At 58.0% G+C, this 14,924-nt stretch carries 12 protein-coding genes; 11 read left to right on the top strand and 1 reads right to left on the bottom strand.

The features are described 5' to 3' along the window. Positions 1-662 precede the first annotated feature (662 nt). The 6 genes from uvrD to CCR95_RS21730 all read left to right on the top strand — a co-directional run bounded on the left by uvrD (position 663) and on the right by CCR95_RS21730 (position 8,489). Positions 663-2,834: a DNA helicase II gene (gene uvrD / locus CCR95_RS21705; RefSeq protein ID WP_201098395.1), complete on the top strand. Its 2,172-nt coding sequence runs from the start codon at positions 663-665 to the stop codon at positions 2,832-2,834. 83 nt (positions 2,835-2,917) lie between these two features. Further along, positions 2,918-4,132 (top strand): 30S ribosomal protein S1, encoded by a 1,215-nt coding sequence (locus tag CCR95_RS21710; RefSeq protein ID WP_201098396.1) that lies wholly within the window; start codon positions 2,918-2,920, stop codon positions 4,130-4,132. Positions 4,133-4,150: 18 nt separating this feature from the next. Further along, complete coding sequence (gene hemW, locus CCR95_RS21715; RefSeq protein ID WP_201098398.1) at positions 4,151-5,365, top strand: radical SAM family heme chaperone HemW; 1,215 nt, start codon at positions 4,151-4,153, stop codon at positions 5,363-5,365. Positions 5,366-5,562: 197 nt separating this feature from the next. Beyond that, positions 5,563-5,763 carry a 50S ribosomal protein L31 gene (gene rpmE, locus CCR95_RS21720; protein WP_201098483.1) on the top strand — a complete coding sequence of 67 codons (201 nt, stop codon included), beginning with the start codon at positions 5,563-5,565 and terminating at the stop codon, positions 5,761-5,763. A 294-nt stretch (positions 5,764-6,057) separates the two neighbouring features. After that, positions 6,058-7,038: a malate dehydrogenase gene (mdh, locus tag CCR95_RS21725; RefSeq protein WP_201098400.1), complete on the top strand. Its 981-nt coding sequence runs from the start codon at positions 6,058-6,060 to the stop codon at positions 7,036-7,038. 155 nt (positions 7,039-7,193) lie between these two features. After that, positions 7,194-8,489, top strand: a complete 1,296-nt coding sequence (locus CCR95_RS21730) for a citrate synthase (protein ID WP_201098404.1) — start codon at positions 7,194-7,196, stop codon at positions 8,487-8,489. Here the strand turns inward: CCR95_RS21730 and CCR95_RS21735 are convergent. Beyond that, positions 8,486-9,100: a hypothetical protein gene (locus CCR95_RS21735; protein WP_201098406.1), complete on the bottom strand. Its 615-nt coding sequence runs from the start codon at positions 9,098-9,100 to the stop codon at positions 8,486-8,488. The two genes, CCR95_RS21730 and CCR95_RS21735, sit on opposite strands and share 4 nt — an antisense overlap. A gap of 402 nt (positions 9,101-9,502) precedes the next feature. On the opposite strand from CCR95_RS21735, the gene CCR95_RS21740 reads away from it, so the two are divergent. The 5 genes from CCR95_RS21740 to CCR95_RS21760 are packed head-to-tail and all read left to right on the top strand — an operon-like array spanning position 9,503 to position 14,760. Next, the gene (locus tag CCR95_RS21740; RefSeq protein ID WP_201098408.1) at positions 9,503-10,597 is read left to right on the top strand and encodes a pilus assembly protein PilM; all 1,095 of its coding nucleotides are present in this window, start codon (positions 9,503-9,505) and stop codon (positions 10,595-10,597) included. Beyond that, positions 10,598-11,245 (top strand): PilN domain-containing protein, encoded by a 648-nt coding sequence (locus CCR95_RS21745; RefSeq protein WP_201098409.1) that lies wholly within the window; start codon positions 10,598-10,600, stop codon positions 11,243-11,245. Continuing rightward, positions 11,236-11,853 carry a type IV pilus inner membrane component PilO gene (locus CCR95_RS21750; protein WP_201098411.1) on the top strand — a complete coding sequence of 206 codons (618 nt, stop codon included), beginning with the start codon at positions 11,236-11,238 and terminating at the stop codon, positions 11,851-11,853. The genes CCR95_RS21745 and CCR95_RS21750 overlap by 10 nt, the downstream gene beginning before the upstream one ends. Further along, positions 11,850-12,380 carry a pilus assembly protein PilP gene (locus CCR95_RS21755; protein WP_201098412.1) on the top strand — a complete coding sequence of 177 codons (531 nt, stop codon included), beginning with the start codon at positions 11,850-11,852 and terminating at the stop codon, positions 12,378-12,380. Before CCR95_RS21750 ends, CCR95_RS21755 begins: the two co-directional genes overlap by 4 nt. A gap of 19 nt (positions 12,381-12,399) precedes the next feature. Then, complete coding sequence (locus tag CCR95_RS21760) at positions 12,400-14,760, top strand: type IV pilus secretin PilQ (RefSeq protein WP_201098413.1); 2,361 nt, start codon at positions 12,400-12,402, stop codon at positions 14,758-14,760. Positions 14,761-14,924 lie beyond the last annotated feature (164 nt).

Here is a 14,924-nt window from a genome sequence, read left to right on the forward strand (position 1 = left end):
TAGTCACCGGCGCACCCTTTTTATTTTATACAAGAATTTGATTTTTATTAAATTTTATCCGTTAAAAAGGTTATGCACAGAGCTTATTACTACAGTTTTATATAAATAAATATTTGATGTTGTATATTTTCGCGCGAACACCCCCCGCACCGCTGTTTGAGCAAGCAGCAGTCCGTACCACTTAACGTGTCTGCCTCTCGCCATCTCGATGCTGGACTTGATTATCTTTAACCGGCGAGGGCATCGCAGACGAACAATTCCTCGCAGGTGTCTTCGCGGAAGGCTACGACTTGATGATCGTAGATGCCTCTATCTTCCAGTGCACGGATATAAACATAAGTTATTGATTGTTAATTGATAAATAATAACCTGACAAAAACCGCTGGAGCAACTTGTGGATAATCTGTGCGAAAAAATATCAAGCATTGTTGCGCACTGCTTATCCACCGTTTCAAAAGGTCTCCACGCACCCCTTTTGTTTAATCTAAGCTTATGTTTTTAAAATAATTTAGATGATAAAAAAGTTTATCCACAACACTTATTACTACAGTTATTTTTACTTAATCTTTTTTTATTAAAGAAAGCAGGCCAGAACCATCGAATCCCAGATCCAGCGGGATTTTTATCCCGCGATCCACGAATGACGGGTATAAAATGCCTTGATGGACGTTTCCCTTCTGCTCGACTCACTCAATGCGGCCCAGCGCGAGGCGGTTTCCGCCGAAGCCGGCAATCTGCTCATCCTAGCTGGCGCGGGTTCCGGCAAAACCCGCGTACTGGTGCATCGTATCGCTTGGTTGATTCAGGTCGAGCAGGTACCGCCCTGGGCGGTACTGGCGGTGACCTTCACCAACAAGGCGGCACGGGAAATGCGCGGGCGCATCGAGGAAATGCTCGGAGAACCGGTCGGCGGCATGTGGGTCGGAACCTTTCATGGTCTTGCCCATCGCTTTCTACGCGCGCACTGGCAGGATGCCAAACTGCCCCAGCACTTCCAGATTCTGGACGCGGACGATCAGTTCAGGTTGGTCAAACGTATTCTGAAGGCAATGCAACTCGACGAAGCGCGCTGGCCGCCGCGTCAGGTACAGGGCTTCATCAACAAACAGAAGGACGAAGGTCTGCGGCCCCAGCATCTGGATGCTGGCGGCGATTTTTTCCTGGACAAAATGATCGGCGTCTATCGTGAGTACGAGTCGTTGCGTACCCGCGGCGGCCTACTGGATTTCGCGGATCTGCTGCTCTCGGCGCTCGAACTGCTGCGCGAACGACCGGACATTCTGCACCACTATCAGGAGCGTTTCCGTCATATCCTGGTCGACGAGTTTCAGGATACCAACGCCATTCAATATGCCTGGCTGCGACTACTCGCGGGGCGCAACGACAACCTTTTCGCGGTCGGCGACGACGATCAATCCATCTATGGCTGGCGTGGCGCGAAGGTCGAAAATATCCAGTCGTTTCAGCGTGACTATCCCAATACCCGCACGGTTCGGTTGGAGCAGAATTATCGTTCGACCGGCAACATTCTCGCCGCGGCCAACGCCCTGATCGATCACAATCCGACCCGTCTGGGGAAAAATCTCTGGACCGAAGACGGCGCGGGCGAGCCCATCCGCCGCTATACCGCCTTCAACGAGGTGGACGAGGCGCGCTTCGTCATCGAGCGCATCCGCCGTTTCGTCGAGACCGATGGCTATCGGCGCGACGAGTGCGCGATCCTCTACCGCACCACGGCACAATCGCGGCTGTTCGAGGAATCGCTGATCCAGGCCGGAATCCCCTATCGAGTCTATGGCGGACTGCGCTTTTTCGAGCGGGCAGAAATCCGTGACGCGCTCGCCTATCTGCGTCTCGTGGCCAACCCGGACGATGACGCCGCCTTCGAGCGCGTCATCAATACGCCGACCCGCGGCATCGGCGAGCGCACGCTCGATCTGTTGCGTCAGCAGGCACGAGAATCCCGCGTCTCGCTCTGGCGGGCCGCGCTGGATCTGACCGCCACCGACGCGCTGGGACCGCGGGCGAGCGGTGCGTTGCGTAAATTTATCGCACTGATCCAGGCGCAGACCGCAGACAACGACGGCCGGACGCTGGCCGGACTCGCCAGACATCTGATCGATGTCACCGAACTCCCCGCTTTCTATCAAAAAAACAAAGACGGCAAGGGTCAGGATCGGATCGAAAATTTGGAACAGTTGGTGGAAACGGTCACGCGATTCGAGCGTGAACTGGACGATGAGTCGGGCGATGCGCTCGGCGCCTTCCTCGCCCATGCCGCGCTGGAGGCCGGCGAGACCCAGGCCGACCGCTCGGAGGACGGCGTTCAACTCATGACCCTGCACAGCGCCAAGGGTCTGGAATTCCCGATCGTCTTTCTGGTGGGCGTCGAGGAAGGTCTTTTCCCGCACAGTCTTTCGGCCGAGGATCCGGCCCGGCTCGAAGAAGAACGGCGCCTATGCTACGTCGGCATGACCCGCGCCATGAAGCAGTTATTCGTCACCCATGCCGAGAGCCGCCGTCTCTACGGACGCGAGGACTATCCCGCGCCGTCGCGTTTTCTGCGCGAGATTCCGCCAGAACTGGTGGAAGAGGTGCGCGGCGGCGGTGTCGCCCGTCGCCCGGCTGCGGTAATCCCGATACGGGGCCAGGCCGGGACGCCGGTCGCCGGCGGCTTTCAACTCGGTCAGCGCGTTCGGCATCCCAAGTTCGGCGACGGGGTGGTCCTGCAACAGGAGGGTAGCGGTACCAATGCCCGTATCCAGGTTAAATTCCAGGACGTCGGCGCAAAATGGCTGGTGCTGGCCTATGCACGCTTGGAGCCTGCGGGATAGACGCGATTGAATCGGGCTGGGGTAACCGGCCAATCCGCCCTACAATAGATCGGATCATCACAACCCTGCGACACCCGCCTATCATGTCCGACACCGAAAACTTCGAAGATCTGCTCAAACAATTCGACCAAGCTCACCCGCAAACTCAGAAGGGCGAGCCGGCCATCGGCGACAAGGTGAGCGGCACCCTGGTCGCGATCGGCGAGGACTATGCCTTTGTCGATCTGGGCGCTAAGTCCGAGGGACGCCTGGAAATCGCGGTCCTCAAGGACGCCGAGGGGCAGCTCAAGCATGCCGTGGGCGACATCATCGAGACCCTGGTGACCGGCAAGGACGAGGACAGCGGCATGCTGCTGCTCGGCAGCCAGCAGGGCCATCGTTATCATGGCGTCGAAGAGGTGGAACACGCCTACCGTCAGGGCCTGCCGGTGCAGGGTCAGGTGAGCGCCGCCGTCAAGGGCGGGGTCGAGGTCCAGGTGGCCGGGATCCGGGCCTTTTGTCCGGCCTCGCAGATTGATATCCGCTTTATCGAAGATCTGTCGGAGTTCGTCGGCCAGCGTTTCGATTTTCGGATCACGAAATTCGAGGGCGGTCGTCGGCCTAATCTGGTGGTCTCGCGCCGCGCCATTCTCGAAGAAGAGCAGCGTCTCCAGGCCGAGCAGACTCGCGCCCAGCTCACGGAAGGCGCCGTTCTGACCGGTACGGTGACGTCGCTCAAGGACTATGGCGCTTTCGTCGACATCGGCGGTCTGGAGGGCATGATCCACATCAGCCAACTCGCCTTCGGTCATGTCAAGCACCCGAAGGAGGTGTTGCAGGTTGGTCAGAAGGTCGAGGTGAGCGTGCTACGGATCGATCCGCCGGGCGAGAAAAACAAGTGCGAAAAAATCGCGCTTTCGATCCGCGCCCTCGGTCGCGATCCCTGGCAGGACGCGCTCGACAGTTTTCCGGTGGGGACTCGTGTCAGCGGCACGGTGTCGCGTCTTCAACCCTTCGGCGTCTTCGTCGAGCTGGCCCCTGGAATCGACGGACTGGTGCATATCAGCGAGTTGGGCGCCGGTCGGCGCATCAATCACCCGAGCGAGGTCGTCAATCCAGGCGACCAAGTCGAGGCGACCGTGCTGGGGGTGGATCTTGAGCGCCGCCGGATCAGTCTTTCCCTGGATGAAAAACGTCAGGCCGACGAGATTCCAGACGCGCGTACTTTCGCCTCGACTCAGGCGTCGGCCAAGGCACCCGAAAACCCCCTGGGCAGTTTTGGCGAACTCCTGAAGGCAAGCATGAACAAAGGTCGTTGAGCGATGCGGGTTTGCTGGATGCGAGAGGACGCGACCGGAATCCCGGGCGCTATCGAGCCGCCGCCGCTCGCGCTCTATATCCACACCCCCTGGTGTGTCCGCAAGTGTCCCTATTGCGATTTTAATTCGCACGCCGCCGATCGATCGCCGCCCTTCGATCGCTATGTTGACCAACTGCTGGCCGATCTGGACATGGAACTCCGCGAGCCGGCGGCGCAACGTCCGCTCTCGTCCATTTTCATCGGCGGCGGGACGCCAAGTCTCTTTCCCGGTCCCGCGATCCGGACGTTATTGGATGGTATCCGCGCACGCGCGCGGCTGGCGCCCGAGATCGAGATTACCCTGGAGGCCAATCCAGGGGCGGCGGATGCGCACCGATTTGGTGCCTATCGCGTGGCGGGCGTCAACCGTCTGTCGATCGGCGTGCAAAGTCTGTCGGATCGCCAGTTGGCGCGACTGGGTCGGATCCACCGTGCCGCCGAAGCGCGGGCCGCGGTCGCGGCGGCGCGGACCGCCGGTTTCGATAATCTCAACCTGGACATGATGTTCGCGTTGCCCGACCAGACTCTATCCGAAGCCGCGGCCGACTTGGATGCCTTGATCGAAGTCGAACCGGAGCATGTCTCCTACTATCAGTTGACGCTGGAACCGAAGACCGACTTTTATGCCCATCCGCCTGCCCTTCCCGATGGCGATCTGGCGGCGGATCTGGCCGCCCAGGGGCTGGAACGTCTGTCCCAGGCCGGATATCCTCAATACGAGGTGTCCGCGTATTCCCGCGCCCAGCGGCAATGCCGGCATAATCTCAACTACTGGCGCTTTGGCGACTATCTCGGGATCGGCGCCGGTGCTCATGGTAAACTCACGGTGTCGACCGAGGAGAGCGGCGGCTGGCGTATCCGGCGATCCGTCAAGGATCCTCGCCCGCGGAACTACCTTGAGGCGACTTCCGAGTTACTGCTCGGAAGTCGGTCCGAGTTGACCGAACAAGACGGCGTGTGCGAGTTTGCCTTGAACGCGATGCGACTCACCCAAGGCTTCGAGCCTGGGCTGTTCAGCCAGACCACGGGGCAGCCGATCGCGCGCATCGCGGATCGTTTGGAGCGCGCGGCGGCGGATGGGTTGCTGATCTTGAGCACGGACCGGATTCGGCCCACGAGGTTGGGCCGCGATTTCCTCGACGATCTGGTGAGCCGATTTCTGTTCCACGACTCTCAAGCCGATGCGGGATAAGTTCCGCCGGCATGCGCTTTTCGCCTACACTGCCGATCACGCCCAAGCCCCCTGTCGTTTTCGATAAAGGCATGGCATCGGCTGAAAAGGTGTTTTTTGCTCGGGACGCGGTCGTCAAGTTGCAGCCTGGCAACCTCAATGGTAACCTCGCCCGTTTTCCTAGAATTCTAAAGCCCGAGCTGGGCAAAAAGGTCATCATGAAAGAAGGAATCCACCCGGAATACACCGATGTCAAGGTGGTATGCAGCTGCGGCAACGAATTTACGACGCGCTCCACCAAGGGGAAAGACATGCATGTGGAGGTTTGCTCCGCCTGCCATCCCTTTTATACCGGCAAGCAGAAAGTCCTGGATACCGCTGGGCGCGTTGACAAATTCCGCCGCAAGTATTCGCGCTGAAATCTCCCGCGCGGAGAGTTGTACTCGGCGCTTTGTCCGTCCGACGAGTGCTCCGCGCGTCCTCCCTGGGACTCATGAGACCCTGCTTGAGCCAGGCCGTGCGATCCCAATCCCTCTATTTCGATCTCTATAAGCCGCATTCGGCGCGGGATGCGCCATTTCGAGCGATGATCAAGGTTACCATCAATACTGCCCGGGCGGACTTAGCCAAGCGGCCTCTCGCGTGGCCGCATCCTGTTAAAGCCCCGGGTACCGCATGGAAACCACCGATCTCTGACAGGAGGTAAAACGAACTTGAAAAAAGTTGCCATCATTGGTGCCGGACGCGTGGGCGAGACAACCGCTCAAATTTTAGCGGAGAAAGAACTCTGCCGCGAAATCGCATTGTTCGACGTGCGCAAGGATGTGCCGGAGGGAGTTGCGCTCGACATTCTGCAGACAGCCCCTTTTTTCGGGTTCGACTGTGCCCTCGAAGGAAGCAACGATCCGCGCATTATTCGAAATTCAGAATTGGTGATCGTCACCGCTGGCTTGCCGCGCCAACCCGGAATGTCGCGCGCCGACGTGCTGAAAAGCAATGTCGTCGTTATCGATGAAGTCACCGACCACATCATGGCGTATGCTCCGGATGCCATGATTCTCATCGTTTCCAATCCGGTCGATACACTCACCTATCGAGTGGCTCAACGCACCGGTTGGGAGCGCGGTCGTGTCTTCGGTCAGGCTGGCGTGCTCGATGCCTCGCGCATGGCGAGTTTCCTCGCACAGGAAACGGGTTTTTCGGCCCTGGATATCACCACGATCGTGATGGGCGGTCATGGCGACACCATGGTGCCCGTCACTCGGTTTTGCACCATCAATGGGATTCCGATCTCGCATTTTCTGTCGGAGGAGCGTATCGAGGCAATCGTCGACCGCACCCGCGGGGGGGGCGCCGAGATCCTCTCGTTACGCAAAAATTCCACTGCCTACGACGCCCCTGGCGCGGCGGTAGCTACCATGGTTGACGCCGTCGCCAACAATCGGCGGAGGCTGCTGTCCTGTGTCGCCGTGCTCGAGGGCGAATATGGCGAAACCGATATCGCCATGGGTGTACCCTGCATCATTGGCGAAAAGGGGATCGATTCGATCGTCGAACTGGAGTTGAATCTGCGTGAACGGGCTGATTTCCTCCGTTCTGCCGCCGCCGTGCGCTCTGAAATCGAGAGTCTGGACGCTAACCAGAAACCCCATGGCTCGCTTTTTCATCGCATCCAAGCTAACGCGGGCACATAAAATGCCTTATCTTTACCCGAGTGGGCGTGAGATGGGGAACGTTGGCGTCAAGACGTTCACGCAAAGGTGTCAAGTCGGCGTCCCCCGTCTCGCATCTCAACACTGACTGCCTTGAAGGTGATGGCACCCCAGGCGGCATGGCCAGGAGCGAGCGTATGGCGAACGAAACCATCACCATTACCAATAACGCCACCGGGGAGAGCTTCGAGTTCCCCCTGAAACAAGGGACCATCGGACCTTCCGCGGCTGACATTACATCCCTCTACAAGGAAGCGGGGATTTTCACCTTTGATCCTGGATTTATGTCCACGGCAAGTTGCCATAGTGCGATCACCTTTATTGATGGCGAAAAGGGCGTCCTGCTGTATCGCGGTTATCCGATCGAACAACTGGCGACCAAGGCGAGCTTTCTGGAGGTCGTCTATCTGCTGCTCTATGGCGAGTTGCCCAACGAGAAATCCCTGGTCGGTTTCGAGAAGATGGTCAGCCGCCACACCATGCTGAATGAGAACCTGAAAAATTTTCTCGACGGGTTCCATTATGACGCCCACCCCATGTCGATCCTGATCGGGGTGGTTGGTTCGCTCTCCGCCTTCTACCATGATTCACTGAGCGTCAACGAATACCATGATCGCGAGATTTCGGCCCATCGTCTGATCGCCAAGCTTCCCACCATTGCCGCCGCCGCCTACAAGCACAGCATCGGCGAACCCATCATGTACCCGCGCAACGATCTACGTTTCTGCGCGAACTTCCTGTACATGATGTTCGCCACCCCCTGCGAGGACTATAAACCGCGCCTGGTTGCCGAGAAGGCATTGAATCTCCTGTTTATCCTGCACGCCGATCACGAACAGAACGCCAGCACCTCGACCGTGCGTCTGGCGGGCAGTTCGGGGGCCAATCCCTTCGCCTGTCTCGCCGCGGGTATTGCCTCGCTCTGGGGGCCGGCGCATGGCGGTGCCAATGAAGCCGTGCTCGACATGCTGCTGGAGATCGGCAGTGTCGACAATGTCCAGCGCTATATCGAGAAGGCCAAGGACAAGGACGATCCTTTCCGCCTGATGGGATTCGGTCACCGCGTCTATAAAAACTACGACCCGCGCGCCAAGATCATCCGCGAGGTCTGTCATCAGGTACTCGAAGAACTCGCCGAGGCGAATAATCCGCTGTTCGATCTAGCGATGAAGCTGGAGGATATCGCGCTCAACGACGAGTATTTCGTCGAGCGCAAGCTGTATCCGAATGTGGACTTCTATTCCGGCATCATTTATCAGGCGCTCGGCATCCCGCGCAACATGTTCACCGTCATGTTCGCGATCGCGCGCACCGTTGGCTGGGTTTCTCACTGGATGGAAATGATGTCCGATTCAAGTAATCGGATCGGCCGGCCCAGACAGATCTATTGCGGGCCAAGTCAACGGGATTATTTGCCGATCTCGCGACGTTAAGCCGAATCGACAGACGCGAGCAAGCGCTCGACTTCTTCGCGAGTGGCGCCGCGCAATGGACGCTCGGTGATGGAATCGAGTGGCGGGTTTCGCAGGGCGCGTGTTGGCAGCACGATTAATTGTACTGGCATCCCGCCGGCAATGAAGCGGAAGAGCGGGTGGGCGTGGCGCTGACCGTCGGGATAGCGGAAGCCGCGTTCGGCTTCCTGCCAGGGGATCCGTTGTTCCATCAGCGCAAACAACACATCTTCCGGACGCTCGGCGAACAACAGCAATTCGATACCGGTTTGCCGGTCACCCGCACCGGTGAGCGCGGAGCCGACGAGTCGCGGCGCAAAGTTGCGAAAAGTTTTCATGGCCTCTAGCGCCTTCTCGCGCAAATCCAGACAATCACGTTCATGCGTGTGACCGAGAAAGAGCCTGCGTTGCGTCAGAATCGCCTCCTGAACCGCTTCATTGGAGGGCCACTGGCGTCGATCGAGGATTCCCATTCTCGCCGCGGCCTTGCGTCTTGCCCGATCATAGTCTGACAGCCCCTGTTCGGCCATGATGCGCGCGGCTTCATAGGCTAGGCGCTCTTTGGTTGAACTGGTTCGCGCTCGTGCGGACATCGATCTTTCCTCAAGGCATGGTCGGCCCAGAGCCTCAAACGATCATCGTTTCCCCACTGTCTCTGGCACTGGGATCAAGGTTGGGACTTTGTAACGGGATCCTGATATTTTTCGATCCAAGGGTAGTCGATCACGTTTCTGGAATCACGCGGGGAAGACACTAGCTCTGATCATGATCGAAGTGACTATAATCTCAAATGCTGTCGCTTGACTGTCACAGCACATGTATACCCGTAGTACAGTTCAGGCAGGAGGCAACCCATTCAGGCGAACTTTGTGTCGTCAGCCCTAAAATTTACACATTATGGCGTTCGCGAAGTCAGCCAGATTTGTTATCTTAACGCCTCAGGGTTGGATTAAGGTTATTCTTAGCCTCAAGAGAACAGACCCAGCGAGATATTTATGTTTGGCTTCAGCCGCAAAAATAGCCCCCTCCTGGGGATTGATATCAGTTCGACCGCGATCAAATTGGTCGAACTTTCAAAAAGCACTGGAACCGCTTCCACTTTATTTCGAGTCGAGCATTCCGCCATCGAGCTACTGCCCTTGAATGCCGTGGTGGAAAAAAAGATCGCGGATCCGGAGTTGGTCGGTCAGAGCATACGCAAGACGCTGGTCAAGGCTGGCACCAAAACGAAGCGAGCGGCCATTGCCGTCGCGGGCTCGGCCGTCATTACAAAAGTGATCTCGATGTCGGCATCGCTCAGCGATGCGGAGATGGAGAGCCAGATTCAGCTAGAGGCCGACCAGTACATTCCCTATCCCCTGGAAGAAGTCAATCTCGATTTCGAGGTGATCGGCACATCCTCGGCCAGTCCCGAAATGGTCGACGTTCTGCTGGCCGCCTCCCGCCGCGAAAACGTCGATGACCGCGTCGCGGCGCTCGAAATCGCTGGATTGACGGCGATCGTGGTGGATGTCGAGGCCTACGCCATGGAAAACGCCTGCTCCCTTTTACTGATGAAGTCGCCTGCCGATGAAGGAAACCATCGAACGGTTGCGATCGTGGATATCGGCGCGGCCACGACGACACTGCATGTCCTCCACAAAGGCCAGATCATCTATACCCGAGAGCAGAATTTCGGTGGCCAGCAATTGAAAGACGAAGTTCAGCGCCGCTATGGCCTCTCTCGCGAGGAGGCAACACAGAAGATTCTGAACGGTGACGTTTCGGAGACCTATGAAGCGGAGGTTCTGAATCCTTTCAAAGAGGCTCTGGCACAACAGATCGGACGCGCGCTCCAATTTTTTTATTCCGGAACGACCTTCAACCGGGTCGATCAGATTTTGCTCTCAGGCGGCCCCGCCAGTATCCGCAAGATCGATGTCCTGGTCGAGGACCGGCTTAAACTGCCGACTGTCGTCGCCAATCCCTTCAGCCAGATGTCTCTGTCTCCCAGCATCCAATCGCAGGAACTCATGCGAGAGGCGCCCGCCATGATGGTCGCCGTCGGTCTTGCCCTGCGAGGATTCGACGACCCGCGAGGATTCAATTAAGTGGCACGGATCAATCTACTTCCCTGGCGCGAAGCGGCGCGTCAACAACGGCAGAAGGAGTTTTTGATCGCCGGCGGCATCGCCCTCGGTCTCACTCTCGCCGCCGCGGTACTGGTCCATCTTTTTTATGAAGACAGGATCGGTGGTCAACAATCGCGCAATCAATATCTCGAAAGCGAAATCGCCCGTCTGAATATCAAGATCAAGGAAATCCAGAACCTGGAAAAGACCAAGGCCGACCTGTTGTCGCGCATGGAGATCATCCAGCAGTTGCAAAAAAGCCGTCCCGAAATCGTCCGGTTATTCGACGAATTGGTCACGGCGATCCCCGAGGGCGTTTATCTGACGAAAATCGAACAGGCTGGACGTTCGGTCGTCATCGAGGGCCGCGCCCAATCGAACGCGCGCGTTTCCGCCTTCATGCGCAAGGTCGAAGCCTCCCGATCGATCGGCAACCCGCGTCTGATGCTGATCGAAACGAAAGAAAAGACGGATACCGGTCTCAGTCATTTCCGTCTCTCCTTCGATCAGATCAGCCCGAGTTCGGAGTCTGAAGCAAATGACGGGAAAGTATCCGCATCCACAATCGGAGCTGCCGGACGGCAGCTTGTCCATGTCACACCGCAGAGCATTCGGTCATGGACTTAAACGAACTCAATCAGCTTGATGTCAACAACTTTGGCGAATGGCCCAACCCGGCCAAGGCCGTCATTGTCCTCATCGCCTGCCTTGCCCTCGGCGGTCTCGTCTATTATCTCGACACTAAGGATCAGCTTGCTCGTCTCGATCAGGCGCAGGCGTCCGAGCGCGATCTGCGTGCCAGCTTCGAGGCCAAGCAGCGCAAGGCGGCCAACCTGGACGCCTATCGTCAGCAGCTCGCCGAGATGCAGGAGTCATTTGGCGCCATGCTGCGTCAGCTCCCCAACAAAACCGAGGTCGCCTCGCTGCTGGTCGATGTCTCCCAGACCGGGCTCGCCAACGGGCTCGAGTTCCAGCTTTTCCAGCCGGAAGACGAACGAACGAAGGATTTCTACGCGGAGCTGCCCATCCGGATCCGCGTGACCGGTACGTATCATGATTTCGGGCGTTTCATCAGCGGTCTTGCGGCGCTGCCTCGCATCGTGACCGTCCACGACGTACAGATCACCGGTACGGCCGCCAAGCCCGGCACCCAGCCTCGCGCGGAGGACAGCAAGCTGACCCTTCAGGCAACCGTGAAGACGTATCGATATCTTGACGAGGAGGCGGCGCCATGAACCGCCATCGCATCGGGACGGTCTTCCTGCTGACACTGTCGTCCATCTTGATCGGCGGCTGTGGCGGAAACGGGATGAGCGAGCTTGAAGCCTACGCCCAGTCGATCAATGCGCGTCCTCCGAGCCCGATCGAGCCGCTTCCGGAAATCAAACCGATCGAAACTTTCGTGTATGTTCCGGGAGAACGTCGGGATCCCTTTACCCCCGATGCTCAAGCCATGCCGCCCGAACCGGTGATCGAGGATAACGGCCTGGCACCGAATCCCAATCGGCGCAAGGAGGAACTGGAGAGCTTTCCGCTGGACTCGCTGCGCATGGTGGGCACGCTCGATCAGGACAACATACGCTGGGGACTGGTCCGAACCAAGGAAGGCATCATTCACCGCGTGACGGTGGGGAACTATTTGGGCATGAACAATGGGCAGATCACCAATATCGGCGAGGATGCCATCCAACTGACCGAAATCGTCTCCGATGCGCCCGGCCAGTGGCGGGAACGTCCGGCTACGGTTGCGCTGACTCAATAAATTCGTGGAGGGAAGACCGATGATCAGCCTGTTTCAAAGAGATCGAGGGGGCAAATCCTGGCTCAACGGGTCCGCTCGAATGATGGCGCGAGCCTATGCCCTCGGCCTTCCGATTCTCTTTTTGATCATCAGCGCTCAAGCGACGGCGGCCGATTTAACGGACGTTCAGTTCGCCGCGCTCCCCGGCAATCGCGTTGAGATTCAGCTCATCCTCTCCGGATCCGTGGCCGCGCCCGAAACCTTTTCGACCGAATCGCCGGCGCGGATCGCGCTGGATTTCCCCGGCGTGACCAGCAAGCTCGCCAGCAAGTCGGTTCCGATCGGCGTGGGCGCGGTGCATAGTCTGGTCGCGGTCGATGCGAGCGACCGCACCCGCGTGGTTCTCAATCTGACCGATTCGGTTCCTTACGAGGTCAGCACGGCAGGCAATCGCGTGACGATCAAGGTCAATACGCAAAGCGATGTCGTCAGCGTGCCGCCCGAGGCGCCGCCCTCCGCCAGTCAGGTGGACGATGCGGGGACGAGTCAACCGCCGCCCGCCTGGAACCCTCGATCGCGTCCCTCGCGGTCCGCCGCTTCCGGACCCGCGTTGCGGGATGTCGACTTTCGGCGCGGCACCAGCGGCGAGGGTCGGGTCGTCATCCGACTGCCGAGTTCGGACACCAGGGTTGCGGTGCGCGAACAGGGTAGCCGCGTTTTTGTCGACCTCCACGATACCTCGCTCCCCCAACGGCTCTTTCGCCGGCTCGATGTCATGGACTTCGCCACGCCGGTCACGGCTATCGAGTCCCGTCCCAACGGACGCAATGTCGAAGTCGAGGTCCAGACCGAAGGCGATTTCGACTATATGGCCTACCAGACCGACGAACTCTTTACCCTGGATTTTCGTCCGCTGACGCCCGACGAAAAGGAGGAGATGGCGCGGCAGAAGGTGGTGTACGAAGGCGATCGTCTGTCTCTGAATTTTCAGGATATCGAGGTGCGCGCGGTGCTTCAGGTGCTCGCCGATTTTACCGATATGAACCTGGTCGCCAGCGATAGCGTGCAGGGCAACATCACGCTGCGGCTCAAGAATGTGCCCTGGGATCAGGCGCTCGACATCATTCTTAAGACCAAGGGTTTGGCCATGCGTCAGACCGGCAATGTCATCATCGTCGCGCCCGCCCAGGAGCTTGCAGCTCAAGAACAATTGCAGATGGAGTCGCTGCAAAAAGTCGAGGAACTTGCGCCATTGCGAACTGAGTATATTCAGATCAATTATGCCAAGGCGTCGGAAATTGCCGCTGTGCTTCAGGGAGCCTCGAAATCGATGTCGGCACAGGTGAGCCAGACGGGAGGTTCCAGATCGACGGCCGGCTCCGCCAATCGTGGTTCTTCTGGCGTTCAGCCAGTCTCCGCCAGCGCATCCAGATCCAATCAGGGGATTCTGTCGCCGCGAGGATCAGTGACATTCGACGCGCGGACTAACACTTTGATCGTTCAGGATACATTAGCCAATCTTGAGGAAGTAAGACGCGTTGTCAGCCTGCTCGACGTACCCGTTCGACAGGTCATGATCGAATCGCGGGTCGTGATCGCGAACAACGATTTCGTCCGCGACCTGGGCGTGCGTTTTGGTGTCTCCGGCTCGATGGGTTCGATTAACAATCATGAATTGCTGATTGCCGGTGGTCAGCCCGGAAGCCTCGCCGTTGGCGGCTTCGATAAAGGACCATTCGGACTCAATGCCGACACGGGAACTCCCTATAATTCCGGGCTAATCGATGCCGCAGGTAATCAGACGCTGATCACGAACTTACCCGCGAATACGATTTTCACCCCATCCGGTTCACTGAATTTCTTGCTCGGCAAGGTCGGCTCCTACCTGCTCCAACTGGAACTTTCCGCGATGCAGCGAGAGGGTCGAGGCGAGATCATCTCGAGCCCCAGGGTGATTACATCAGACCAAAGTCAGGCGACAATCAAAGTCGGAACGGAGATCCCCTATCAGGAGGCCACTGGAGAAGGAAATACCACCGTGGCGTTCAAGGAGGCCGTGCTTCAACTGGATGTCACGCCCCATATCACTCCGGATGATCGGATCATCATGGACCTCAAGGTGAACAAGGATTCGCCGAGCGGCATAATAGTGCTGGGTGTCCCCGCAATCGATACGCGAGCGGTGGAAACCAATGTCTTGGTCGAGAATGGCGAAACCGTTGTTCTTGGAGGTGTTTTCGAGCGTGAAAAGACCTTCAGCAAGGAACAGGTACCCTGGCTCGGCGATGTTCCGGTACTTGGTCGCTTGTTCAAGCAGGAGGCGCGTCAGGACAACAATTCTGAACTTCTGATCTTCGTTACACCCAAGATTCTCAAAGGCGACGTTGCGGCGGCGCCTTAGTTGGGATGGGAGAACGGCCCGCCCTATGCGCCAAGGATGGCGCGGCTCGGACCTGTCCACGAAAAATCGGAAGATTGCGGTTTTTTTCGATAGCGCCGGGCCTCATGTCCGGTTTAGCGATCTCCGGTATGATAGGCGTTGTTTTGAATGAAGGCATCGGCCAT

This window comes from Thiocystis minor, assembly GCF_016653465.1.
GTDB lineage: Bacteria > Pseudomonadota > Gammaproteobacteria > Chromatiales > Chromatiaceae > Chromatium > Chromatium minus.